The sequence below is a fragment of the Nocardioides sp. CPCC 206348 genome (assembly GCF_048654705.1).
Taxonomy (GTDB): domain Bacteria; phylum Actinomycetota; class Actinomycetes; order Propionibacteriales; family Nocardioidaceae; genus Nocardioides.
In genome coordinates this window covers 37,848-62,002 of the sequence record NZ_JBMCZA010000243.1, presented here as the reverse complement: position 1 = coordinate 62,002, position 24,155 = coordinate 37,848, and the positions used below count along the sequence as shown (strand labels likewise).

At 69.0% G+C, this 24,155-nt stretch carries 24 protein-coding genes and 1 pseudogene; 1 reads left to right on the top strand and 24 read right to left on the bottom strand.

Annotated features, from left to right (window positions below):
* Window positions 1–64: 64 nt before the first annotated feature.
* From ACOADB_RS28680 to ACOADB_RS28640, 9 genes are all read right to left on the bottom strand, one after another.
* Window positions 65–922 carry a PaaX family transcriptional regulator C-terminal domain-containing protein gene (locus ACOADB_RS28680; protein ID WP_378607274.1) on the bottom strand — a complete coding sequence of 286 codons (858 nt, stop codon included), beginning with the start codon at window positions 920–922 and terminating at the stop codon, window positions 65–67.
* 23 nt (window positions 923–945) lie between these two features.
* Window positions 946–1,773, bottom strand: a complete 828-nt coding sequence (locus ACOADB_RS28675; protein ID WP_378607271.1) for a FadR/GntR family transcriptional regulator — start codon at window positions 1,771–1,773, stop codon at window positions 946–948.
* Between the two features lie 36 nt (window positions 1,774–1,809).
* Window positions 1,810–3,030 carry an ABC transporter substrate-binding protein gene (locus tag ACOADB_RS28670; protein WP_378607268.1) on the bottom strand — a complete coding sequence of 407 codons (1,221 nt, stop codon included), beginning with the start codon at window positions 3,028–3,030 and terminating at the stop codon, window positions 1,810–1,812.
* Window positions 3,031–3,097: 67 nt separating this feature from the next.
* Entirely contained in the window at window positions 3,098–3,796 is a 699-nt protein-coding gene (locus ACOADB_RS28665) for an ABC transporter ATP-binding protein (RefSeq protein ID WP_378607265.1), read from the bottom strand.
* Window positions 3,793–4,491 (bottom strand): ABC transporter ATP-binding protein, encoded by a 699-nt coding sequence (locus ACOADB_RS28660; RefSeq protein ID WP_378607262.1) that lies wholly within the window; start codon window positions 4,489–4,491, stop codon window positions 3,793–3,795. Before ACOADB_RS28660 ends, ACOADB_RS28665 begins: the two co-directional genes overlap by 4 nt.
* Window positions 4,475–5,614 (bottom strand): branched-chain amino acid ABC transporter permease, encoded by a 1,140-nt coding sequence (locus ACOADB_RS28655; protein WP_378607259.1) that lies wholly within the window; start codon window positions 5,612–5,614, stop codon window positions 4,475–4,477. Before ACOADB_RS28655 ends, ACOADB_RS28660 begins: the two co-directional genes overlap by 17 nt.
* Complete coding sequence (locus ACOADB_RS28650; protein ID WP_378607257.1) at window positions 5,611–6,465, bottom strand: branched-chain amino acid ABC transporter permease; 855 nt, start codon at window positions 6,463–6,465, stop codon at window positions 5,611–5,613. The genes ACOADB_RS28655 and ACOADB_RS28650 overlap by 4 nt, the downstream gene beginning before the upstream one ends.
* 132 nt (window positions 6,466–6,597) lie before the next feature.
* Complete coding sequence (locus tag ACOADB_RS28645; RefSeq protein WP_378607254.1) at window positions 6,598–8,475, bottom strand: AMP-binding protein; 1,878 nt, start codon at window positions 8,473–8,475, stop codon at window positions 6,598–6,600.
* Window positions 8,468–9,259 (bottom strand): SDR family NAD(P)-dependent oxidoreductase, encoded by a 792-nt coding sequence (locus tag ACOADB_RS28640; protein ID WP_378607251.1) that lies wholly within the window; start codon window positions 9,257–9,259, stop codon window positions 8,468–8,470. The genes ACOADB_RS28645 and ACOADB_RS28640 overlap by 8 nt, the downstream gene beginning before the upstream one ends.
* A gap of 246 nt (window positions 9,260–9,505) precedes the next feature.
* On the opposite strand from ACOADB_RS28640, the gene ACOADB_RS28635 reads away from it, so the two are divergent.
* The gene (locus tag ACOADB_RS28635; protein ID WP_378607248.1) at window positions 9,506–10,363 is read left to right on the top strand and encodes an alpha/beta fold hydrolase; all 858 of its coding nucleotides are present in this window, start codon (window positions 9,506–9,508) and stop codon (window positions 10,361–10,363) included.
* Between the two features lie 78 nt (window positions 10,364–10,441).
* On the opposite strand, the gene ACOADB_RS28630 is transcribed toward ACOADB_RS28635, so the two are convergent.
* From ACOADB_RS28630 to ACOADB_RS28560, 15 genes and pseudogenes are all read right to left on the bottom strand, one after another.
* Window positions 10,442–11,185, bottom strand: coding sequence for an SDR family NAD(P)-dependent oxidoreductase (locus ACOADB_RS28630; protein WP_378607245.1), 744 nt, complete (start codon window positions 11,183–11,185; stop codon window positions 10,442–10,444).
* 30 nt (window positions 11,186–11,215) lie between these two features.
* Window positions 11,216–12,244 (bottom strand): DUF7064 domain-containing protein, encoded by a 1,029-nt coding sequence (locus tag ACOADB_RS28625; RefSeq protein ID WP_378607242.1) that lies wholly within the window; start codon window positions 12,242–12,244, stop codon window positions 11,216–11,218.
* Window positions 12,241–13,299, bottom strand: a complete 1,059-nt coding sequence (locus tag ACOADB_RS28620; protein WP_378607239.1) for a phosphotransferase family protein — start codon at window positions 13,297–13,299, stop codon at window positions 12,241–12,243. The genes ACOADB_RS28625 and ACOADB_RS28620 overlap by 4 nt, the downstream gene beginning before the upstream one ends.
* A 6-nt stretch (window positions 13,300–13,305) precedes the next feature.
* Window positions 13,306–14,145, bottom strand: a complete 840-nt coding sequence (locus ACOADB_RS28615; protein WP_378607236.1) for an enoyl-CoA hydratase/isomerase family protein — start codon at window positions 14,143–14,145, stop codon at window positions 13,306–13,308.
* 6 nt (window positions 14,146–14,151) lie between these two features.
* Window positions 14,152–14,964 (bottom strand): enoyl-CoA hydratase/isomerase family protein, encoded by an 813-nt coding sequence (locus ACOADB_RS28610; RefSeq protein WP_378607233.1) that lies wholly within the window; start codon window positions 14,962–14,964, stop codon window positions 14,152–14,154.
* On the bottom strand, window positions 14,961–16,184 hold the full coding sequence (locus ACOADB_RS28605) for a CaiB/BaiF CoA transferase family protein (RefSeq protein ID WP_378607230.1): 1,224 nt from the start codon (window positions 16,182–16,184) through the stop codon (window positions 14,961–14,963). Before ACOADB_RS28605 ends, ACOADB_RS28610 begins: the two co-directional genes overlap by 4 nt.
* A gap of 103 nt (window positions 16,185–16,287) precedes the next feature.
* Entirely contained in the window at window positions 16,288–16,983 is a 696-nt protein-coding gene (locus tag ACOADB_RS28600) for an ABC transporter ATP-binding protein (RefSeq protein WP_378607227.1), read from the bottom strand.
* Window positions 16,980–17,681 (bottom strand): ABC transporter ATP-binding protein, encoded by a 702-nt coding sequence (locus tag ACOADB_RS28595; RefSeq protein WP_378607224.1) that lies wholly within the window; start codon window positions 17,679–17,681, stop codon window positions 16,980–16,982. Before ACOADB_RS28595 ends, ACOADB_RS28600 begins: the two co-directional genes overlap by 4 nt.
* Entirely contained in the window at window positions 17,678–18,721 is a 1,044-nt protein-coding gene (locus tag ACOADB_RS28590; protein WP_378607221.1) for a branched-chain amino acid ABC transporter permease, read from the bottom strand. Before ACOADB_RS28590 ends, ACOADB_RS28595 begins: the two co-directional genes overlap by 4 nt.
* Entirely contained in the window at window positions 18,718–19,572 is an 855-nt protein-coding gene (locus tag ACOADB_RS28585; RefSeq protein WP_378607218.1) for a branched-chain amino acid ABC transporter permease, read from the bottom strand. The genes ACOADB_RS28590 and ACOADB_RS28585 overlap by 4 nt, the downstream gene beginning before the upstream one ends.
* Window positions 19,573–19,636: 64 nt before the next feature.
* Window positions 19,637–20,851 (bottom strand): ABC transporter substrate-binding protein, encoded by a 1,215-nt coding sequence (locus ACOADB_RS28580; RefSeq protein WP_378607215.1) that lies wholly within the window; start codon window positions 20,849–20,851, stop codon window positions 19,637–19,639.
* Between the two features lie 157 nt (window positions 20,852–21,008).
* Window positions 21,009–21,953, bottom strand: a complete 945-nt coding sequence (locus ACOADB_RS28575; RefSeq protein WP_378607212.1) for an EamA family transporter — start codon at window positions 21,951–21,953, stop codon at window positions 21,009–21,011.
* Window positions 21,954–21,962: 9 nt separating this feature from the next.
* Window positions 21,963–22,739, bottom strand: a complete 777-nt coding sequence (locus ACOADB_RS28570) for an enoyl-CoA hydratase/isomerase family protein (protein WP_378607209.1) — start codon at window positions 22,737–22,739, stop codon at window positions 21,963–21,965.
* A 44-nt stretch (window positions 22,740–22,783) separates the two neighbouring features.
* Window positions 22,784–23,623: a 1,4-dihydroxy-2-naphthoyl-CoA synthase gene (menB, locus tag ACOADB_RS28565; protein ID WP_378607206.1), complete on the bottom strand. Its 840-nt coding sequence runs from the start codon at window positions 23,621–23,623 to the stop codon at window positions 22,784–22,786.
* Window positions 23,624–23,644: 21 nt separating this feature from the next.
* Window positions 23,645–24,155 (bottom strand): annotated as a pseudogene (locus tag ACOADB_RS28560) (lipase); the annotation flags it as partial.

The window sequence follows — 24,155 nt, the reverse complement described above, 5'->3', positions numbered from 1 at the left end:
CGGCAAGGTGGCCTGCGTGAGCACCGTGTCCGCGCAGACGCTCTGAAGCCAGTAGCCCCCGGAGTCAGGCTGACTCGTCCACGAGCTGCCAGAAGCGGGCGTGCGCCTGCTTCTCCCATGCGTGCCGCCGCTCAGCCAGGAGCGCGGCCGCTTCGTGACCGACCCACTCGGGAAGCAAGGTGGCCGGCAGCTGCGGGTCTCGCCGCATGAACCGCTGCTGGAGGTTGAGCAGGTCGAGATAGGTCAGCAGGATCTCGTCCGGGTCCGTCGGCTCCGGCGCGGAGCTCTCCTGATCGAGGAGGCGGCGGTACTGCGCGGCCAGCTCGCTGAGGTCCCAGGACTGCTCCACCAGCTGGGCGTCGGTCAGGCCGACACCCGCGGTGGGGCCAGTGATGGCGACCGCCGTGTCCTCGAGGCCGAGGTCGGTGACCAGTCGGCGCAGCTCGGGTGCCCGTTCGTTGTGCGGCGTGACCCACAGGCCGGGGGTCGGGTTGCCCATGCCGAGCCAGTCGAGCCCGCCGTACAGGCGCTTGCGGGTGGTCCGCTGCTGCTGGGGAACGCTCACCCACAGGAACAGCCAGCTGCCGTCCCACGTGTCGTCGGTCCCGAGGTAGGTCTCGGAGCGCCGCACACCTTCGGCGACCAGCTCGCGGCCGCGAGCGGCCAGGCGCCACCGGACGGCGCGTCCGACCCGTTCACGTTCCAGCCAGCCCGAGGCGGCCGACCGCGCCAACACCTGACGACCCGCGTGGTCCTCGACGCCGAGGCCACCCAGGACCTTGAGCAGCGCGGTCGTCCACGCGCCCTCCGGACGGTCGGGCAGCATCTCGCCCGCCAGGGTCAGCAGCAGCGATCGCGCGCTCGGCGGGGGCAGCAAGGAGTCCGCGCCCCGCTGGCTCGGCAATACAAGTGCATCGGACATAGAGGACATGGAATCAGCCCGGCCTACCTGTTCGTCGGAGGGTCCACCTGGTGCGCGTGGCCGGTCCAGTCCAGGCCGCCGACGACTCCTTCGCCGACGGGGATCTCGTCGGCGACCACATTGACGTAGGCCTCGACGTGGGCTGTCATCCGTCGCTGGGCCAACTCCTTGTCACCAGCACGAATGGCGGCAGTGATGGCCTGATGGGCACGACAGGTCTCCGCCCGAACGTGGCCGTCGACGCTGCCGACGTAGCCGGTGGAGTCGTAGATCAACTCGGCCAGCGCCTCCATCAGGCCCGACAGCAGCTCGTTGCCAGCGGCCCGGGCCACGGCCATGTGCCAGTCGACGTTGGATCGCAGGAACCGGTTGACGTCCTGTGCCTCGGCCATCACGAGGTTGGTCGCGTCCATCGCGAGCAGGTCGGCTTCGGTGTGTCGTACCGAGGCGAGTCCGGCGCACGCCGGCTCGATCGTGGCCCGGGTCTGGAGCAGGGCCGCGAGCGACACCTGGGTGCCGCGCACCACCAGGCGCACCGTGCTGGCGATGTCGTGGCCGCTCGGGCGGCGCACGAAGGCCCCGCCCGAGCGGCCTGATCGGATCTCGACGAAGCCCCGGATCTCGAGCACCCGCAATGCCTCGCGCACCGAGGTGCGGCTCAGGCCGGTCTGCAGGACCATTTCCCGTTCCGGTGGGAGGACGTCGCCCTCGCGGAGCTCACCCCGGCTGATCCGGCCGGCCAGTTCCTCCGCCAGCACGTCGCTGGCCTTGGGGACCCGGAGCGGGTGCAGCGGCGCCATGCTGTCAACCGCGTCGGGCGGAGGTGCCACCTGCGCACCATCGATGCTCATCGGGTCACCTCCGCCCTCGTCACAGCCTGTCCCGGATCAGTCGAGCTGGCAGGCCGGGTTGGGCTCCGGGTTGTTCTCCGAGGCCGGGATCGCGGCGGTCGCGACCAGGGCCAGCTTGCCGTCGTCATCCTTCTTGACGGTTCCGACGTACGTCGGCGCCTCGATCTGGTGGTCCTCGGCGCGCATCGTGACCTCACCCTGGATCGAGTTGTAGGTCAGGCCTTCGAGGGCCTTCGCGACGTCGCCCGGAGCGATGCTGCCTGCCTCCTCGACTCCAGCGAAGAGGGTCTGCATGCCGAGGTAGCCGTTGCCCACGTTCTCGGCCGGAGCGTGGCCCTTCTTCTCGGTGTAGGCAGCAACGAATGCCTTGGTCTCGGCGTTGTCAGCAGTGGGCATCCACGAGTTGGTGCCGAGCGCACCGATCAGGCGCTCGTCATCGAGAGCCTTGAGGGTGGCCACCGAGAGACCGGTGTTGACCAGCACGGTGTCGTACTTCTGGAGGACGCCGAACTGGAGGCCCTGCTTGAGGAAGTTGACCGCGTCGCCGCCGGCGAGCGACACGACGAGACCGCCCTTGCCGCTGAGCTGGCTCAGGTAGCTGCCGAAGTCCGCGGTGCCCAGCGGCGAGAAGAGCTTGGCGTTCAGCTTGCTCCCCTCCGCCTTGATGGTCTTCTCGACTCCCGCCGTGCTGTCCTTCCCGAAGGAGTAGTCGGCCGCGATGCTGTCCCACTGCGACTCGTCCTCCTCCTTGAGCCAATAGGCGAGCGTGTTGACCCCCGCGGTGTCATTGGCAGTCACGCGGAAGTATCGCGACGTGCACGACTTGCCGGTCAGGTCGTCGCTCTGCCCCTGGGTGCCGATCATCAGGGCGTCCCAGGCCTCGAGCTTGGGGGTGACCGCAGCCATCTCCGGAGAGGAGACCAGACCGATCACGAAGCGTGCGTTCTTCTCCTGGACCAGCTTCTGCGTTGCGGCGAGCGCTCCCTCGGCGGTCCCGAGGTCGTCGGCGAACTCCAGCTCGATCTTGTGTCCATCGATGCCACCGTTGGCGTTGGCCTCGTCGGCAGCGAACTGGATGCCCTCGCGCTGCTCCTCCCCATAGGCGGCGTACGGCCCGGACTCGGGTGTGACGACCGCGATCCGGATCGGGCCGTCGGCATCCTGTTCACTGGTGCTCGCCGCCCCTCCCGAACAGGCCGCGGTGACGATCATCAGCCCGGTCAGTGCAGCACCGAGGCAGACTCGTGTGTTCTTCATCTGGATCTCCAATCAGGTCGGCCGGACGGCCGGGCCAGGGGTGGGTGAGGAGTGGGAGTGGCGTGGGTCAGACCCCGACGAGATCGCGAAGCGACTCGCTCGAGGTGTCTTCGATGCGGCCCTCGGCGACCGTCTCGCCCTTGAGCAGTACGGCGTACCGGTCAGCGAGTCGGGTGACGAGGTCCAGGCGTTGCTCGATGAGCAACATCGACGTGCCTGCCGCCTTGAGGTCAGCGAGGCAGTCCCCGAGAAGGTCGATGACCACCGGCGCGAGTCCCTCGGACGGTTCGTCCAGGAGCAGCACACGCGGGTTGGACATCAGGGCACGTCCGATGGCCAGCATCTGCTGCTGGCCACCACTCAGGTGCGTGCCGAGCGAGCGCCGCCGCTCCTTGAGGTCGGGGAAGATCCGGTAGACCGCGGCGAGGTCCCACGGTCCCTTCCGGTTCGGCGCGGACCCGATCTGGAGGTTCTCCTCGACGGTGAGCGAGGACAGGATCCAACGCCCCTGCGGCACCAGGGCCGCACCCAGACAGGCCGCTTCATGAGGGGACTTGCCGCGCAATGACTTGCCGCCGACGGCGATGGTCCCGCCCTTGAGGTGGGCGATGCCGAACATCGTGTTGAGGCTGGTGGTCTTGCCGACGCCGTTGGGACCGAGCAGCGCGAAGGACTCGCCCTCGGCGACCGCGAAGGACAGCCCGTCGAGGATGAGCGCGTCGTCGTAGTAGGCACGCACGCCGTCGAAGGTCAGCACGTCGCTCATGCCGCACTCCTTCCGAGGTATGCCGCCATGACCTCGGGATCACGGCGAACCTGTTGCGGGTCACCGTCAGCGATCACGGCACCCTGGGCCAGCACGGTGAGCCGGTCGCAGACGCGGTAGACCACCTCGAGGTGGTGCTCGACCAGGACGACGGTCATGCCGCGCTCGCGCACCAGTGCAGCCAGGTGATCGGCCAGCGCGATGCTCTCCTCCCGGGACAGGCCGGCGGCCGGTTCGTCGAGGAGCACCAGGGCCGGGGCGCCGAGCAGGGCCAGGGCGATGTCGACGCGACGCTGCTCGCCGTACCCGATCTCGGCGGGCGTGTGCGGCAGGCACGGACCCAGCGCGAGAGCAGCGACGACGGCGTCGACGTCAGGCTCCCCCACCAGGTGGGCCGCGACGTCGAGCTGATCGGCAACGGTCAGCTCCGGGTAGACGCTGATCCGCTGGAAGGAACGGGCGATCCCGATGTGGCGGCGACGCGGCCCCGCCATCCGGGTGATGTCGCGACCCTGGAAGTGCACCGTTCCGGCGGTCGGCCGGAGTCGACCGGAGATCAGGTCGATGCAGGTGCTCTTGCCGGCACCGTTGGGGCCGATGAGTCCGTGGATGGAGCCCTCGGCCACCTCCAGCGACACCTGGTTGACGGCCTTGACGCTGCCGTAGGCGAAGGTCAGATCATCGAGTCTCAGCACGACGGCCTCCTCGAGTCGAGTGCGGGACGGTGGACGAATCGGGTGTGTCGCGCCGCGCGCGCAATCGGGAGGTGACGGCCGTGAAGCCTCGTTCGAGGATCTCGACGCATCCGCCCGGTGCCACCAGGACCACGACGATCAGGACGACGCCCAGCACTGCCTGGTAGTGGTTGCCACTGCCCGCGAGGTAGTTCTGGAGCAGGATGAAGAGCACGGCACCGAGGGGCGGGCCGAGCACGCTGCGCACGCCACCGATCACCGCCACGATGAGGGCGAGTCCGGAGGTCGACCAGAACAGCGCGGTGAGCGAGATGAAGCTGGTCGTCACGAGGTTGAGGGAGCCGGCGATGCTGGCAACCAGGCCGGAGACCGTGAACGCCACCACCCTCGGCCAGTAGGTGGCATAGCCGGAGAAGCGCATCCGCTCCTCGTTGTCGCGGATCGAGGCGAGCCGTCGTCCCCACATGGTGCGGCTCAGCACCCACAGTGCGGCCATGGTGATCATCAGTACGCCCCACACGAGCGGCCACGCCTCGACCGGGTTGCCGTACATCACGACGTCCTTGCCGAGAAGTGAGCCTTCGAGCTGGACGTTGAGGCCATCGGCCCCGCGGGTGATCGAGTGCAGCTGTCCACCGGCCACCCAGGCGAGCATCCCGATGGCGAGGGTGAGCATCGCGAAGGCGATCCCGGGAACCCGGATCGTCACCAGACCGACCACCAGGGCGGCGACCGTGCCGCCCCCGATCCCGGCGAGCAGGGTCAGTCCGATGGGGAGGTCGGCATGCTGAGCGACGTAGGCCGTGCCGTAACCAGCGATGCCGTAGAAGGCAGCGTGGCCAAAGCTGAGCTGGCCGGTCTGGCGCAGCAACCAGCCGATGCTGAGGGCGAGCAGGCCCATCACCATGGCCTGCTGTGCCAGCTGCAGCTGGTACAGGCTGATCAACCACGGCGCCCCCAGCCCGGCCACGGCCAGGACGAGCCAGCCCAGCACCTGCCAGCGGGCCGAGCGGTTGGCGTGCCGCAGGGTCCCGGCAACGGTCTGGCCGGGAGCCGGCGGCGGAGTGACTGCGATGGGCTCGGCCACGTCGCCAGCGGTGATGTCGGTCGGGGAGCTGATCACAGCGCCGTTCTCCTTCCGGCGATGCCCTGCGGTCGCAGGAGCAGCACCACGAGCATCAGCAGGTAGGGCACGTACGCGGCGAGCGTGGGCAGCTGCACCGTGGCCAGCGCGTTGGCCATGCCGATCAGCAGCGCGGCGATCATGGGACCGCCGATGCTCCCGAGACCGCCGACGACCACGACGATGAAGGTGGTGATCAGGATCTCGGTGCCCATGGCGGGCGACAGCGTCAGATACGGACCAGCCAGCACCCCGGCCAGGCCGGCGAGGCCGAAGCCGAGGGCCACGACGGTGGCACTGACCCGGTCGACGTTGACACCCATCGCTCCCGCGGTCACCCGGTCGTCGCCCGAAGCACGCACGAAGAGACCGGTGCGGGAGAACTTGAGCCAGGCCATCAGGCCGGCGCAGACGAGGAGCCCCATCGCGATCACGAACAGGCGGTACGTCGGGTAGGTCGCGAACCCGAGGTCGGTCGTTCCGGCCAGCACCGCCGGCGGATCGATCGTGCGGGCCTCAGTGCCCCACACCGTCTGCACGACATCGGCCACCACGAAGGTGATGCCGAAGGTCAGCAGCACCATGTCGAGCGGGCTGCGTCCGACCAGGAACCGCAGGCCGTAGCGGTCGACCAGCAGGCCCGCGACAGCCAGGAGGATCGGCACGGTGACGAGGGCGATCCAGAACGAGGTCCGTTCAGAGATCGAGAGGGCGACGTACGCCGCCAGCATGTAGATGGCACCGTGAGCGAAGTTCACGACGCCGCGGAGTCCGAAGATCAACGCCAGTCCCGAGGAAAGGACGAGGAGGAGGACGCCGAACGCGAGGCCGTTCAGCACCTGGACAAACATGAAGCCTCCAGTGGATGGGACACAGATGTTCTGAGTGGGGTGGGCAGGGTGAACCAGCCGGGGACCCGGGCGGGTCCGCGGTGGCGAGGGAGGAAACGGCGGCGGTGCCGGGCTACCCGTCGTTCTTCGTGGTCATCGAGCCACCTCCGCAAGCCTGATCCGGGTGGCGAACTCGAAGCCCGTCGCCGCTCGACGCAGGTCGTCCTCGACGGTCGGGTCGTGCAGGACGATGTCGACGCCGAGCCGGGACCCCGACTGGTCGAGACTGACCTCGGCGCCGGGATCGAACGAACGGGCGAGGTCCTCGACGACGCGGGTCACCGCGTCGGCGCGCAGCGCTGGCTTGGAGACCTTGCCGACCGGGGTCAACGGGATCTCGTCGATGACGACGACCTCGACCGGCACGGCGGCGCGCTCGTGCACGTGGGTGCGGCAGAACTCGAGCAGTTCCGCGGGATCGAGGGTCGCGCCGGAACGCGCCTCGACGTAGGCGATCGGCAACTCGCCCTTCGCGAGGTCGGGTCGGCCGATGGCCGCCACGAGGTGGACGTCCGGATGCTCGGCGAGGACGTCCTCGATCGCCCGCGGGTCGATGTTGTGTCCGCCGCGGATGATCAGGTCCTTCGCACGGCCGAACACCCAGATGTAGCCGCTCTCGTCAACGCTGCCGAGGTCACCGGTGTTGCCCCACCGCCAGCCCTCGGGCATCTCACCGGGCACACCGCTCGGGAAGTAGTCGCGGTCCAGCTCGGCATTGGCGTAGCCGGACATCACGGTCGGGGTCGCGGTCAGCAGCACACCGCGTTCTCCCGGCGCACAGTCCCGGACCCAGCGACCGTCGCCGTCGAGCTCGACCGCCTTGACCCTCACGAAGGGCAACGGTCGACCGACCGAACCCACGCGGGGCTGCGTGCCGTCGTTGAAGTGGCCGGTCGTCGTACCGTGCAGCTCGGTCATTCCCCAGTTCTCGCGCAGCCAGATGCCGAAGCGCTCGTGGAAGGCGAGCACCAGCTCCATCGGCGCGGCGCTGCCGCCGACATGGAAGTCACGGACCACGCAGCCCTCCGCGTTGCCGTCGCCGTGCAGGAGCGCGAGGGCCGTGGTGGGCGTGGCGAGGAGCGAGGTCACCCGGTAGTGGCGGGCGATGTCCCAGAAGGACGCCACCGCTTCGCGCGACCGGAAGCCGACCTGGGTGAGGGTGAGGAGCGTGCCACCGAAGATGACGGTACGCAGCCCGAGGGAGATCGTGCCGCCGCAGTGGAAGTTCGGCATCCCGTGCGCGGTGACGCCGTCGGGCTCGTTCCCCATCAGTGCGGCGACGTTCCATGCGACGTGCAGTTGTCCGGCCTGGTTCATCCGCACCAGCTTCGGCGTTCCGGTCGTGCCGCCGGTCGGCTGCATCAGGGAGTCACGTCGCGGATCCTGGTCGAACTCGGCGTCGAGGTGGCCGCCGTGATCGGCTGCCCGGCACCTGAGGTCCAGTGCGGGATCGACGTCGTCGACGTACAAGACCTCGAGGAGGGAGGGCACCTCGGCACGAAGCGCCGCAATGCTTCCCTTGGACTCGAGCAGGTCACGCGTCGTGACCAGCACGGTCGCCCGGGTCTCCCGGAGGATCGCCGCGACGGGCGCAAGGTCCAGGAACGGATTGAGGGGTACGCCGACGCCGGCCGCCTGCGCTCCCCACAGCGCGCTCAGTCCTTCGGGCACCATCGGCAGCATCAGCCCGACCACCGAGTCGGCCTCGCCGGCGATACGCCGGAACAACCCGCCCGTCGCCTCGACGTCCGCGACGAGCTCGCGATAGGTGACCGTCCGGTTCGGCGTGAGGAAGTCGGGCGCCTCGACCTGGATGATCGCCGGCTTGTCCGGGTGCTCCGCGGCGACGTACTGCAGGCAACCGAGGATCGTCTGCGCGGGGAGCAGGTCGCTCGCGTCGTACGTCGCCTCGATCTCGGCGACGTCCTGCGCACTGCGGATCCGCTTGCGGACCAGGGTCGGCTCAGACAACGGAGATCCCCCCGTTCACGCTGACGACCTGTCCCGTGATCCGGCGCGACCGGGGCGACGTGAGGAACAGTGCGGCATGGGCAAGGTCGCTGGGCTCGGTCATGCCGAGGGCGGCCTGGCGGGAGATCTTGTCGAAGATCTTCTTGCTGAACTCCTGCGACATGGCCCGGTCGAAGGACGCCGTGTCGGTGATCAGGGAGGGCGTCAGGACGTTCACGCGGATGCCGTCGCGCTTCGCCTCCACGGCGAGGGTCTGGGAGAAGGTGACGATCGCGGCCATCGCCGCCCCGATGCCGGTCTCGCCGGGCGTCGGCACCTTGGCCGCGTCGCTGGCGATGTTGACGATCGCGCCGGACCGCTGGCTGCGCAGGTAGGGCAGCACGGCCCGGGTCATGAGCAGCGGCCCCAGGGCCTGCTCGACGAGGATCTCGCGCAGCTGCTCGATGGCGATGTCGTGGAGCAACGTCGGTTGGTACGGCGCAACGGTCGAGCAGACGAGGACGTCGATCCGGCCGAGCAGGCGGTGCGCCGTGTCGGCCGCCTCCACCGCCGACGCGGGGTCGTTGAGGTCAGCGGAGATGAACTCGACGTGGGCCGAGGGTGCGTGCTCGAGCACCGCCTCGACCGCGCGCTTGCCGCGCTCCTCGTTGCGTCCGATGACCACCAGTTCCGTGCAGCCGGCGCGGACGTACTCGATCGCCGTCGCCAGGCCCACGCCCGAGGTTCCACCGGCGATGACAACGCCCTGGCCGGCGAACTCGCCTGCGGACTCCGTGGCACTCATCGTCTTCCTCCATCAACGTCGTCTGGTCCGACCATTCACTTGGTGCAAAGTGACGTACACCACTGACCAATGGAAACGAACCTAGACTGACGTTTGACAGTTATCAACCCCCAATGCACGAAATTGTCCAACCAAATGAAATCGGCCGCCACCGACTGTCGACTTTTCCAGCCACCACGGCCCCGCCCTCGGCCCGATCAGGACTCGCAGTGACACCATGGCGGCCCCCGATCCGAGGAGACCACCATGCCTTCGACCGCCACCTTCACCTCACCGAGCGACGGCACCGCCATCGCCACGTACACCTGGGGCGAGGAGCTCGAAGATCCCCGAGGGGTCGTCCAGATCGCTCACGGGCTTGCCGAGCACGGCTGGCGCTACGACCGGCTGGCCCGGGCGCTCGTCGCCGCCGGCTATCGGGTGCACGCCGTTGACCACCGCGGCCACGGCAACTCGGTCGCCTCGGCCGACCAGCTCGGGCACTTCGACTTCACGGCCCTGGTCGCCGACGTCGCAGCCTTCGGTGCCTCGCTGAAGGAGCAGTCCGACCTTCAGCTCTTCCTCGTCGCGCACTCGATGGGTTCCTTCGCCGCGCAGACGGTCATCCTCGACCACTCCGACCAGTACACCGGAGTGGTGCTGTCGGGCTCGACCGCACTCGATGTCCTCGGAGCCGAGCTCGCGAAGGCCGAAGGCCCCGTCGGCCTGGAGGCCTTCAATGCCGGATTCGAGCACCGGACCGGCTACGAATGGCTGTCACGCGACGACGCCGAGGTGGACAAGTACGTCGCCGATCCCCTTTGCGGCTTCGACCTGCCCGACACCGCCGTTCCCCAGCTCTTCGCGGGTGCCGCTCGACTGGGCGACCCGACGGCCCTGGCCGGCGTGCGCAACGACCTCCCGATCCTCGTCACGTCGGGCGACGCCGACCCACTGTCCGGCGGCGGCCAGCTGGTCCAGCTGCTCGGCCAGCGCTACCGGGACGCCGGGGTCACGGACCTCACCGTGAGCCTCTACCCCGAGGCCCGCCACGAGATCTTCAACGAGACCAACCGCGACGAGATCACTGCCGACGTGATCGAGTGGCTCACCCAGCGCAGCTGATCACCCGACCGCCGGGGTCCGTTCAGCCAACGTGTCCCGACGCGTCCCGACGTGTCCATCGTGCTCGCAGTGGGGCCCTCAGGCCCAGATGCCGCCCGGTCGACCGCCATCGGCGGTGATCACGGCACCATTGGCCAGCCGGCCGCGGGGCGAGGCCAGGAAGGCGACGAGATCGGCCACATCGGCGGCCGAGACCGGCCGCCGCAGCGAGTTGCCCGACGCCAGGTCGGCATAGGCAGCGTCACCCTCGGTGCGTTCGGTCACCGTCAGTCCGGGGTGCACGCAGGTCACGGCGATGCCGTCCGGTCCGAGGTCGTCGGCGAGGTTCTTCGTCAACGCCACCACGGCGATGTTGCGCACCGAACCCGCGATCGATCCGGTGGCTCGCGCGTTCATGCCGCTGATGTTGACGATCGCACCGCCCTGGCGGCGCAGGTGAGGAACCGCCGCCCGCGCAACCCTCAGGTACCCCAGCACCTTGGTGTCGACGTTGCGGAGCAGGTCTTCGTCATCGAGGCCGGCAAGACCGGGGACCTGGCCGGGCAGCGCCCGTGGGGCCGCACAGTTGACGACGACGTCGAGGCGGCCCAGCAGCGCGGCGGCCTCGTCCACGGCCGCGCGGACCGAAGCGTCGTCGGTGGTGTCGGCCGCGACGATGCCCGCGGCCCCCACCTCGGCAGCGGCCGTGGTGAGCGTCGCGCGGTCACGGCCGAGCAGGACCACCTGAGCGCCTTCGCGTGCAAGTGCCGCTGCCACGGCCTTGCCGATACCGCGATTTCCGCCAGTGACGAGGGCGCCGAGTCCGGCAAGTCCGAGGTCCATCGGCTCAGTCAACCCGGTCGGTCAAGGCACTCAGACCAGCGTCGCCCGATAGCTGTACGACGACGAGCGGGTCAGTGCGAACTCGAAGATCCCCGAGCCGGGGTTGCCCACCCAGTCGAACGAGCAGAGCCGGTCGGTCAGCGAGGAGTCGAGGGTCCGCTGGGTGACGGAGCCGTCGAGCGGGTACACCTCGCCCTCCACGTGGTCGCGACCGAGCGCCTTGCCGTGGTGGCCGCCATACCCGCCGCCGGCCATGTAGCCGCCACCGGCAGAAGCGTCGGTGTCGATGGGATAGACGGCACCGGATGCGGTGGTGACCTGGACGCGCCCGGACCTGAGGTCGAGCTGGTCGTCGAAGACCAGGTCGTGCTGCACGTCGACGATCTCGTCGAGGGTGCCGTCGGTGTGCATGACCGCGCCCTCCAGCAGGATCCGGCCGCCGTCGCGCGACTCCACCAGGAGGAAGCCGACGGAGCGGTCCTCGAACTGTGCCTGGTACCAGATGTGCAGACCCTGCCCACCGGCCATCGTGCGGACGCCGCGGGACCGGTCGCGCTGGCTGTACCAGCGCTCCACCCGCTGCTCCACGCCGTCGATCGTCAGGGTTCCGGACGCCCACCCCGACTGGAAGAGGTGGGAGAACGAGGTCATCTCGCCGGACGAGTTCGTCACGTCGATGTCGCCCCACCACGCGGGAGTCCGTGCCTCCCAGGTCAGGTCGAAGGTCATCCCGGTGGGGTTGTCGGAGAGGGTCGCGCGCCAGGTCTTGTTCGGCTCCACGACCTCGAAGCTGAACGGACCGCAGGTGCCGGGCGCCGTCGCCGAGAGCTCGGTCGAGTAGCGCGCATTGCGCTGCTCGGTCGGGGTCGAGAGGATCGCGAACCCGTCGACCGTGTCGCGGACGGGGTGCAGTCCCAGCCCGAAGAGCACCGACGGTGCCGTGGCATCGGTCGGGTGCACGTTGAAGACGAACCTGTCGAAGAACCGATCGGGCAGGCCCGCCGCCTCCTCGGCGCGAATGATCCGGTCGTGGAACGTCTCGTGGAAGCGGGTGCTCATCGGGTTTCCTCCAGGTCGGGTTCGGGTGGCGGCGGCAGGCCGGCCGTGCGATGGGCGTCCGTCAGGAACGCCTGCACCAGGGCCTGGTCGGCGTAGTAGGGATCACCGACCCCGCGGACGGCACGCCTGCGGCCGTACTCGTAGAGCACCGCCAGCTTCCAGAGAGCGAGTGTGGTGTACCAGTTCAGGGCGGACAGGTCGGCGCCCGTGCGCTCGGCGTAGCGCGCCGCCAGCTCGTCCCGCGTCGGGTAGCCGTCCTCGAGCAACGCGGTGCTGAGCTCCTGGGTCGGGTTGACCGGAGCCCCGACCGGCACCGAGGACAGGAAGTAGCCCAGGTCGAAGAGCGGGTCCCCGAGCGTGGCCAGCTCCCAGTCCAGGACTGCGGCGATCGTCCCGGGCGACTCGGCTGAGCACACCACGTTGCCGATGCGGAAGTCGTTGTGGACGATCGTGGCGCCCGACTCGGGAGGAACCCGGTCGCGCAACCACGCCTCGGCGGCGGCGAAGTGGGCCGGTGGATTCCCGTACTCGTCCGCCACCAGTCGCGCCATCCGGGCCAGGTGGCGGGCATTGAAGCCCTCCGGCCGACCGAGGTCGCCGAGACCGACGGCCTGCCAGTCCACGGCGTGCAGGTCGGCGAGGGTGTCGACCAGGGACTCCCCCAGGCGCCGACGCACCACGGGGTCGTCGAGTGGGGCAGGGGTGTCCGTGGTGATCACCGGGCCGGCCGAGAAGCCCATCACGTAGAAGTCCACGTCCAGCAGCTCGCCCGCAACGGAGGTGGCAAGGAGCTCAGCCACGGGCACCGGTGTGTCCGCCAGGGCACCGATGATCCGGGCCTCGCGCAGCATGTCGTGTCCGCCCGGCGGAGTCGGCGGCGGCGGCGGACGCCTGAGCACGACCTGGCTCCCGCTCTCGTCGGACACCAGATAGGTGAGGTTGGAGTGCCCGTCACCGATGGGCTTCGTCGTCACGGTCCCGGTGGTCAGGCCGCGCTTCTCCAGGAAGACAGCCAGGTCGTCGCGTTGGTCGGGCGACCAGTCCCAGTCACTCATCGGGACTCACTGGCCGGTGAAGCGAGGGGCCCGCTTCTCCTTGAAGGCCGCCAACGCCTCGGGCATGTCTGCGGTGCGTGTCATCAGTGCCTGGCCACGGTTCTCGAGCTCGAGCGCCGCGGCGTAGGACGAGATCTCCAGGTTGCGCTGGATCGCCCGCTTCGACATCCGCACACCCGCCGGAGAGTTCTCGGCGATCTGCTGCGCCAGCGCGACGGCGGCGTCGAACAGCTCGTCGGTCGGCACGACCCGGTTGACCAGCCCGATCCGCTCGGCCTCGTCGGCACCCACGACCCGAGCGGTGTAACCGATGTCCGCAGCCCGAGCCGGCCCCACCAGTCGGGTCAGGTGGTACGACGTCCCGAGCTCGCCCACGGACAGGCCGACCTTCACGAAGGCGGCGCTGAACTTGGCCGCCGGGTCGCACAGGCGGATGTCGGCAGCGAGCGCAAGCGCGAGCCCGCCACCCGTCGCCGGTCCGTGGACCGCCGCGATGACGGGGAACGGCAGGAAGTGCAGGCCCTGGATGCCGCCGGTGGCGGTCTCCTGGAACTTCAGGAACTCCCGCACCCCCATCTCGGTGATCTGGTGGATCTGCTCGAGGTCGAAGCCGGCGCAGAACGCACGCGTGCCGGTGCCGGTCACGATCAGCGCCCGCAGCGGCGCGTCGCGCAGCGCGAACGCCGCTTCGCCGTACTCGCTGAACATGCGGATGGTCTGGCTGTTCATCCGGTCGGGCCGGTTGATGCGCAGCACGCCGATGTCGCCGGGCAGCACCTCGAAGGTCAGTTCCTGGAGGTCAGGGAAGTCGATCTGCACAGCGGGCCTCTCGTCTGTCACGGTCATGACTGGTCACTCCCCCTTGAAGACGGGCTTGCGCTTCTCCTTGAAGGCCGCGAGGGCCTCGGGCATGTCGGTGCTGCGGGTGAGCAGCGCCTGTCCGCGGTTCTCCAGCTCCAGGGCGGCGGCATACGAGCCGATCTCCATGTTGGCCTGGAGCGCCCGCTTCGAGAGCTGGACGCCACCGGGACTGTTGGCGACCATCTGGCCGGCCAGCTCGAGTGCGTCCTCGATCAGCTTGCCGGGCTCGCTGATGCTGTTGACCAGCCCGATCCGGGCGGCCTCCTCTGCGTAGACCATCCGGCCGGTGAAGCAGATCTCGCTGGTGACCGCGGGGCCGACCAGGCGGGTCAACAGCCACGACGTGCCGAGGTCGCCAGCGGTCAGGCCGATCTTGACGAAGGCTGCGTTGAACTTCGCCTCCGGCGCCGCGAGCCGGATGTCGGCCTGCAGGGCGAGGGCGAGCCCGCCACCCGCCGCAGGGCCGTTCACTGCGGCGATCACCGGGACCCGGATGCTGCGGACCGAGACCAGCGACCGCGCTGCGCGCTCCTGCTGGTTGAGCATCTGGATCGCTCCGAGGTCGGCGAGGCCGTCGGCGTCGGCGAGGTCGTAGCCACCGCAGAAGGCCGCGCCAGCGCCGGTCAGCACCAGCGCCCGGAGGTCATCCTCCTGGTCGAGGTCGAGCGCGGCCCGCTCGAGCTCGACGAACATCTCGTTGGTCATCGCGTTGTAGCGCTCGGGACGGTCCAGCGTGAGGACCACGACGCCGGGCGTCGCCTCCTCGAGCGTGAGCGTCTCGTAGCTGCGGTCAAGGCTCTTCATCGGGCAGCACTGCCTTCCTGGGTTGGTTCCCGAGTGATCGGCGTGGTCTGCGCGATGGCGCCCGCGGCCTCCCACTCGTCGATCTTCCGGGTGGGAATGCCCCATCCATCGAGGGCCTCCCGGGTGTTCTCGCCCGGCGCCGGCGGGGCGCTGTCGACGTACGCCGGCGTCCGGCTGAACCGGGGCTGGGGCGAGGGCTGGGTGACGCCGGCGACGTCCACGAAGGTCCCGCGCGCAAGGTTGTGGGGGTCGGTCCACGACTCCTCCACCTCGAGCACGGCCGAGATGCAGCCGCGACCGGCCGCGCGCTCGATCCATTCGTCACGGGTCCGCCTCCGTACGGCGTCGGCGAACACCTTCTTCAACTGTGGCCACTGCGTCCGGTCGTTCTGGTCGGGCAAGGCAGTGGGGTCGATCCCGAGGATCTCCAGCAGGTCGGCGTAGAAGTGCGCCTCGAGCGCACCGACCGCCAGCCACCTGGCGTCGGCCGTCTCGTAGGCGTCGTAGAACGGTGCGCCCGAGTCCACGATGTTGGTCCCTCGCTCGGTGTCCCAGGTGCCGGTGCTGACGAACCCGTGGAAGGCGGCGGCGAGCAGGGCTGAGCCGTCCACCATCGCCGCATCGATCACCTGCCCGAGACCCGAGCGCTGTGCCTCCCACACGGCGGCCACGACACCGAGGGCGAGGACCGCACCACCGCCGCCGAAGTCACCGGCGAGGCTCAGCGGCGGCGTGGGCGCCTGGCCGTTGCGGCCGAGGAGCGCGAGCACTCCGCTCTGGGCGATGTAGTTGATGTCGTGTCCGACGGCCTGGGCCATCGGTCCGTCCTGGCCGTAGCCGGTCATCCGCCCGTAGACGAGCCGGGGGTTCACGGCGGCACAGTCAGCGGGCCCGATGCCGAGCCGCTCGGTGACGCCGGGCCGGAAGCCCTCGATCAGTACGTCGGCACCCGCGACGAGGTCGAGGACCACTTCTCGGCCACGAGGGTGCTTGAGGTCCACGGCCACCGAGCGCCGGCCGCGGTGCATCACTTCGGTGCGGAAGTCGGCATTGGGTCCGACGAGGGCGGCCCCGCTGGTGCGGTCGACCCGGATCACGTCGGCACCGAGGTCGGCGAGCAGCATCGCGCAGTACGGCCCGGGGCCGATGCTCCCGATCTCGACCACCCTGAGCCCCACCAGGGGCCCGGTGAACGATCGTTCCGCGACGGTCGCAGACATCCCATCACCTCCACGGCGAGCGTAAGTCATGAACTAATGGTCAGGCCATACTTTTCCGGAGTCGAAGTGGAGACAATTCCATCCGCCTCAGCCCGGATCCGGCTCAGAGCGCGATCAGTTCCTGCACCGCACGGTCACTGAGCTGGGACACCGGCCCCTCGCCGGCCAAGCGCCCCTTGCGCAGTGCGAGGTAGCGGTCGGCGACCTTCTGGATCATCCCGATGTGCTGCTCCACCAGCAGCAGGGCGGTACCGCGGGACCGGATCTCCTTCAACGCTTCGACGATCGCGTCGATGATGACCGGAGCCAGCCCTTCGGTGGGCTCGTCCAGCATCAGCAGCGACGGCCCTGCCATCAACGCACGCGCAATGGCGAGCATCTGCTGCTCGCCGCCGGACAGTGACGTGCCCGGCCGCTTCTTCCCGCGTGCCAGGTTCGGGAACAGCTCGTAGAGATCGGGAAGGGTCCAGGTGGTCGGGCGGCCCGAGGCCTGGCCAAGGACGATGTTCTCCTCGACCGTGAGGTTGCCGAAGATCCGCTTGCCCTGCGGCACGAGGGAGACACCCCGGGCGGTGGGCACGTGGGCCTTGCGCCCGATCGGCTCGCCGCCGACGAGGATCTCTCCGGACACGGTCGGGACGCCGTACACCGACATCAAGGTGGTGGACTTGCCGGCACCGTTGCGCCCGACGAGGCCGACGGTCTCTCCCTCGCTGATGGAGAAGGACAGGTCCTGCAGGATGATCGATCCGGCATAGCCGGCGGTCACGCCACGGAACTCCAGGATCGGCGTCGTCATGCTGCGCTCCCGAGGTAGGCACGGATCACGTTCTTGTCGGCGCGGACCGCCTCGGGCGTACCGCTCGCGAGCACCTTGCCGAGGTCCAGCACGGTGATCACGTCGCAGGTGCGGAACACACCCTCGACGTCGTGCTCGACGAGCAGCGCAGCAACATTGCGTTCCTTGCAGACGTCGCGGACGTGCTGGAGCATCCGCACCGATTCGTCGTGCACCAGGCCGGCGCACGGCTCGTCGAGCAGGACGACCTTGGGCTGGCCGATCAATGCGATCGCCAGGTCCACCGATCGCTGGGTTCCGTAAGCGATCTCGGAGCAGACCCGGTCACGGATCCCGTCGAGACCCAGCGTGGCGATGATCCCGTCGAGATCCGATTCGTCGTTGCGGCGGGCGACCATGTCGAGCTGGTCGCCGACCGTCATCGATCCGAAGACGCTGGTGCGCTGGAAGGAGCGCGACAGGCCCTTGCCCCGCCGCCACCGCACCGATCGGCGGGTGATGTCGGAACCCTCGAACGTCACCCGTCCCGATGACGGACGCTTGCGTCCTGACAGGGCATCGATGAACGTCGACTTCCCTGCGCCGTTGGGGCCGATCACGCCATGGACCACACCGGGCTCCAGCGCGATGTCGACGTTGTCCAGTGCGACATGGGCGCCGTACTTCACGGTCAGGCCGTGTCCTTCGAAGATCGTCATCGCTGTCCCTTCCTCAGTCGGTGGTAGAGCTTCTGGAGCGAGCCGGTGATGCCGCCGGGCATGAAGACGAGCACCAGGATCAGCGTCAGTCCGGTGAAGAGGTGGAGATTCCCACCGAAGTTGAAGTTCGCCTGCGCATAGACGTAGAGGAACGTTCCGACGATCGGCCCGGCCAGGAGGCCGAACCCACCGATCAGGGCGGCAATCAGCGAGTCGCCCGCTCGGGCGAAACCGAGGATGTCGGGCGAGATGTAGCCGGCGTTGATTGCGAAGAGCGCTCCGCCGATCGACGCCACGGCCCCGGAGAGGACGAAGGCCAGCAGGCGCGGAAGGAACGTGTCGTAGCCGGAGAAGCGCATCCGCTCCTCGTTCTCCCGGATCCCCTCCAGCGTGGTGCCGAACCGTGATCTGCCGACCAGCCAGAGCAGGGTCGCGCAGACGACGAGGGCGATCCAGGCCATCGGCCAGAACAGGCCCGGGTTCATCACGTCGGCCTGGCCGAGGCCGAGGAAGGTCATGTCCCGGTCGTAGGCCAGCAGCTTGCCGTCGTGGGCACCGGTCAGCGGCCGCGCCGATGTCTGCACGCTCAGGGCGTAGAGCGCCTGCGACAGTGCCAGGGTCAGCATCAGGAAGCCGAAGCCGGACGCGCGGACGACGAGCAGGCCCATCAGCAGAGCCATGCCGGTGCCGACGAGAATTCCGAATCCGACGGCGGCCGTCGGAGTCCAGCCCCAGTTGGTGGTGGCGATGCCGACGCCGTACGCAGCGGCACCGAAGAAGGCGCCGTGGCCGAGGCTGATGATGCCGAGGTGCCGGGCCAGGAACCCGATGCCGATGGCCAGCAGGCTCAGGATCGTGCCGTCGAGCACCAGGCTCATCTCGTAGGTGTCGGTCACCACGTGGGGCACCGCCAGCCCGGCGAGCAGCACACCCAGGGCGAGGCCGAGTCCGATCAGGGTGCCCTTGCGCCGTCCACGGGCCGGCGGGAGCACGTCCAGCATCGTCTCGGTCACGTCATCGGTGGGGGTCGTCGTGGTCATGACACCCTCTTTCCGGCAAGCCCGGTGGGCCGCCACAGCAGGACGATCGTCAGGGCGACGTAGGGGACGACCACCGCGAAGCTCGGGGACCAGACGGTCGCGACGCTCTGGATGATGCCCAGACCCATTCCGGCGATCATGGCGCCGGCGATGCTCCCGATGCCGCCCACCACCACCACGATCAGGACGGTGATGAGGAAGGCATTGCCCATGCCCGGGTCGAGCGCGACATAGGGCGCCGCGAGTGCACCGGCCAGGCCGGCGAGCGCGGCGCCGACGGCGACCACGACCAGGCTCACCTTGTCGACGTTGATGCCCATGATGGCTGCCGTCTCGATGTCCTGACTGGCGGCACGGATGTGGAGACCGATCGAGCTGCTCCGCAGCCAGACGATCAGCCCCGCGGCCAGGAGGAGGGCGATCACGATGATCGCGAGTCGGTAGCTCGGGTACTCGACACCGAGGAAGTTCGTCGTCCCCTGCAGGAACTCGGGCGGGTTGACCCGCAGGGTGCGCTCGCCCCAGACCAGGACCACGACCCGCTCTGCGATCAGGGCCAGGCCGAACGTGATCAGGCCGAGCTCGATGTGGGAGCGGTGCTGAAGGGGCCGGAAGAAGACGAGCTCCAGGATCGCGCCGACAACAGCCAGCGCGAGCGGCACCACGAGCAACGCAACCCAGAAACCGGCCACGTCAGCGACCGAGTAGGCGATGTAGGCCCCCGACATGTAGAGCGCCCCGTGGGCGAAGTTCGCCACACCGCGGAGCCCGTAGATCATCGCCAGGCCCGAGCTCAGCACCATCAGGAGCGACCCCAGGGCCACCCCGTTGAGAAGTTGTGCTGCGTTCACTTTCGTCCTCTCCTGACACCGGGACGCCGGTGTGCGGTTCCCCGCACACCGGCGTCCGTGCGCATCAGAACTTGCAGTCGGAGTTCGGCTCCGGGGTGGTCAGGTCGGGCGTGGTGTTGGAGAGGATCTCGAACGCGAGCCCGCCGTCACCCTTCACGACCTGGCCGACGTAGGAGTCGCGCAGGACCTGGTGGTCAGCGCCACGGACGGTGACCTCACCGACGATCGTGTCGACCTCGAGGTCGTCGATGGCCTTGGAGACCTTCGCCGGGTCCGAGCTGCCGGCCTCTTCGATCGCGGCGAAGAGGGTCTGCGCAGCGAGGTAATTGTCGGCCGGGACGTAGTACGGCGCGGACCCGTTGTCCTCGGTGTAGGCCTCCACGAACTCCTTGTTGAGCTCGTTGTCGCCCGCGGCGTCGTAGCCGACATTGTTGTAGTAGCCGACGATCGTGTCGCCCAGGGTCTTGAAGAGCGGCTCGGAGACCATGTTGAGCCCGAGCACGGTCTTGAGCTGCGCGTCGAGGTTGAACTGGTCGGCCTGCTGGACGAACGCGACGCCGTCAGCACCGAACTCGACGGCGAACACAGCGTCCGCACCGCTGTCCTTCAGCTTGGTGATGTAGGAGCCGAAGTCGGTGGTGTTGAGCGGAGCGAACTGCTCGAGCACGACCTCCTTGCCGGCCTTCTTCGCGGCGGCCTTGAACTTGTCGGCCGCGCTGTGACCCGTGGCGTAGTCCACCGCCTGGATGGCCCACTTCTCGCCGGGCAGCTCTGTCAGGGAAGCAGCGAGTGCGTTGACGTCCATGCTCGTGCTCTGCACGACGTGCACGGCGTACGGCGAGCACTGCTCACCGATGAGGGCGTCGTCCTTGCCGAGAGCGTTGAACGACATCGCGCCGAGGCCCTCGAGCTGCGCGTTCAGGGCACCGTGCTCCGGCGAGGTCATCACCGCTCCGATGAACTGGGCACCGTCCTTGGTCACCGCTTCCTTCGCGACCCGAAGAGTGGTCGCCGGGTCGGCGTCGGTCGACTTCACGACGAGCTCGATCTTGCGGCCGTCAATGCCGCCCTTCTCGTTGATGAGGCGGACCGCGGTCTTCCAGCCCTTCACCGCGTCGGTGCCGAACTGAGCCAGGGCTCCACTGGTCGGCGGGATCAGCGCGACCTTGATGGGGCCGTCCTCACTGTCACCACCCGAACTGTCGCTGGCCGCCCCGCAGGCGGCCATGGTCATTGCCAACGTGACAGCACTTGCAGCCGCCAGCAGTCGTCGCTTCATGCAGAAGATCCCCTCGGGTTTCGACACGACCGCCCATCGGTGTGTCTCACGTCACCAAGTATGGTCTGATAATTAAATCGGTTCGACCCTATAAGGGGGGGTTCTTCTATCCCCTAAGAGGTAGGCGGAACCCCCACCAGCCTGGAAACGGGCCGGATCAGCCCGGCGCGATCGTCTCGGGGACCCGCGTGTTGGCCGCGGCGCGCCGCTCGGAACTGATGATGAGGACGACCGCGCCGACCACGGCGCCCCCGCCCACCAGGACTCCCGGCCCGATCGGTTCGGCAAGGACGAGCCAGCCGAGGAAGACCGCGACGACCGGATTGACATAGGCGTGGGTCGCGACCAGGGAGAGCGGCACGTTCGCGAGCAACCAGGCGAAGGCGAGGAAGGCCACGATCGAACAGGCCACCACCAGATAGGCCAGCGCGAACCAGCCCTGCGCGGAGTAGTCGGTGCTGAACTGCTCGCGCGTCGCCAGGGCGAGCGTGGTCGAGCAGCCGGCGGCCACCAGCTGCTGATAGGCCGCGACGGCGACGATGTCCTGCGGCAGGCGCAGGCTGCCCTGGAGGAACGAACCGACGGTCCAGCTCACGCTCGCCGCCAGGCAGAAGACAGCACCCAGCAGGGGCAGCGCCTCACCGGTGGTCTGCCCGACGCCGATGAGGGCCGCGAGGCCGGCGAAGCCCACCGCCACACCGCACAAGGTCGCCACCGGCGGACGATCGCCCGTCACCAGTCGGAGCAGTACGGCCCAGGCCGGCACCGTCGCGACGATCAGGGCGGCCACACCCGACGGGAGCCCGCGGACCTGCGCGAGCGCCTGGAAGCCGTTGCCGAACCCGAGGAGCAGGATGCCGGTCGCGAGCAGGCCGACCATCTCCGGGCGGCTCAGTCGCAGCGTTCGCCAGCCCTTGCGGAGGACGGCGATACCGGCGAGGACCAGCCCGGCCACGAGGTAGCGCTGGGCCATGGCCTGGAAGGGGTCGACCTCGTCGACGACCAACCGGATCGCCAGGTAGACACTCCCCCACAACAGCCATACGGCAGCCATGCAGACCACGAGGGTCCTGCGGTTGACCGCCTGCAGCCCCTCAGGCACGGAGCCGGGTCACGCGAAGTTCGGAGCGCGCTTCGCGATGAACGCAGCGATGCCCTCGGCTGCTTCACCGTCCTCGAAGAGGCCCTGCTCCTGCAAGCGTTCGAAGGCGATGCCCTCGGCCAACGGCATCTCGAAGGCGGCATCCACCGTGCGTACGACGGCCAGCTGGGCCGGGAGAGAGGACGTCACCAGGTCGCCGGCGAGCTCCAGCGCCGCCGCCACGGCGTCGCCGTCGGTGAGCCGGTCGACCAGTCCGATCCGGAGAGCTTCCTCGGCATCGACCTGGCGGGCGGTGAGCATGATGTCGAGCGAACGACCACGACCCACCAGCTGCGTCAGCCGCTGCGTGCCGCCGGCACCGGGAATCAGGCCGAGCTTGACCTCGGGGAGGCCGAGCTTCGCACGTGGTCCCGCCACCCGCATCGTGCAGGCCATGGCGAGCTCGAGGCCACCACCGAGGGCCAGTCCGTCGACTGCGGCGATCGAGAGCCAGGGCGACGCCGCGAGCCGGTCGTTCACCGCGCGCATCTTGTCGCCGTACGCCAGGAAGGAGTCGGCGTCGATGGTCGACATGTGCTTGATGTCCGCGCCGGCAGCGAAGAAGCCGTCACGGGCGGAGGTGAGCACCATGACCTTCACGTCGCCGGCCTTCTCGGCGGCGTCGATCGCGGCATGCATGCCGTCCAGGATCGGGATGCCCAGGGCGTTGGCGGGCGGCCGGTCCATGGTCACGACCGTGACGCCGGGCGAATCGGTGGTCCAGGTGACGACGGGGTTCTCGGACATCGGGTTCCTGCTTTCGGGGTTCGTCGATCAGGTACGGCGAGCGGTCAGGGCCGCCGCGGGAAGCGGGTGAACTCGGGGGTGCGACGCGCCTTGAACGCCTCGCGTCCCTCCTGGGCCTCGTCGGTGCCGTAGAAGAGGAGGTTCGCGTCGTGGGCGAGCTGCTGGATGCCGGCGTAGCCGTCCTCGTGCGCATGGAAGCTCAGCTTCGACATCCGCAGCGCTCGTGGCGAGAGCTCCAGCATCTGGCGACACCACCGCACGGTTTCGGCCTCCAGTTCGGCCAGCGGTACGACGGTGTTGACCAGGCCCATCTCCAGCGCCTCGCGTGCGTCGTACTGACGGCACAGGAACCAGATCTCCTTGGCCTTCTTGGGACCGACCAGGTCGGAGAGGATGCTCGATCCGTAGCCGCCGTCGAAGGAACCGACCTTGGGACCGACCTGGCCGAAGACGGCGTTGTCGGCGGCAATCGTCAGGTCGCAGACCAGGTGGAGCACGTGGCCACCGCCGATGGCCCAACCCGCCACCATGGCCACGATCGGCTTGGGGCACCGACGCATGGCGACATGCAGGTCGGTGACGTGGAAGCGCCCGGTCGCGTGGTCGTCGAGCTTGTAGCCGCTGTCCCCGCGCACCCGCTGGTCGCCACCGGAACAGAACGCCTTGTCCCCGGCGCCGGTGAGGATGATCGCGCCGACGGTCTCGTCCTCGCGCGCGACCATCAGCGCCCGGTCGACCTCGACCAGGGTCTGCGGACGGAAGGCGTTGTGGACCTCCGGCCGGTTGATCGTGATCTTCGCGATCCCGTCGTGGCTGGTCTCGTAGACGATGTCGTCGTACTGGCCGCTCGCGGTCCAGTCGACGGTGTCAGCGGGGTGGGTCATGGTCTCCTCGGGACGGGATGATCAGGCGCCGTAGCGGCGGGCGTAGGAAGGCAGGGAGGGCTCGCGACCGGTCCAGGTCAGGGGGTTCAACAAGCCCGTCGTGAAGCTGACCGTGATGGGCGCAAACGACAGGCTCCCGACCAGGTCCGCCTGCGGCAGGACCAACCGCGAGCACACTCGCGTGTCGACCCGCGCGGCGCGAGCCGTGCCACGGTGCCTGATCGCGTCGATCATCAGGGCATACGCAACCGGGTCGCTGGAGAGCAACGCGTGCTCGGCCACGTGGCCGGGACACACGTCCTGGACGAGGATCGTCCGGATCCCTCGACCACTGCTCGCCGACGGTTGCGGCGTGATCAGCTCATCGAGCCGCGTCGCGATCGACGTGACGGCCAGTCCCTGCGGCATCGGCGCCCGCTCCAGCGCCCGCATGGTGTGGCCCCCGCGGGACATCTGCCAGGCAACAGGGGCGCACCTGCCCAGGGCGCAGAGCCCGTTGGCGACCGTCGTACCGCGCAACGGCCCGGCAATG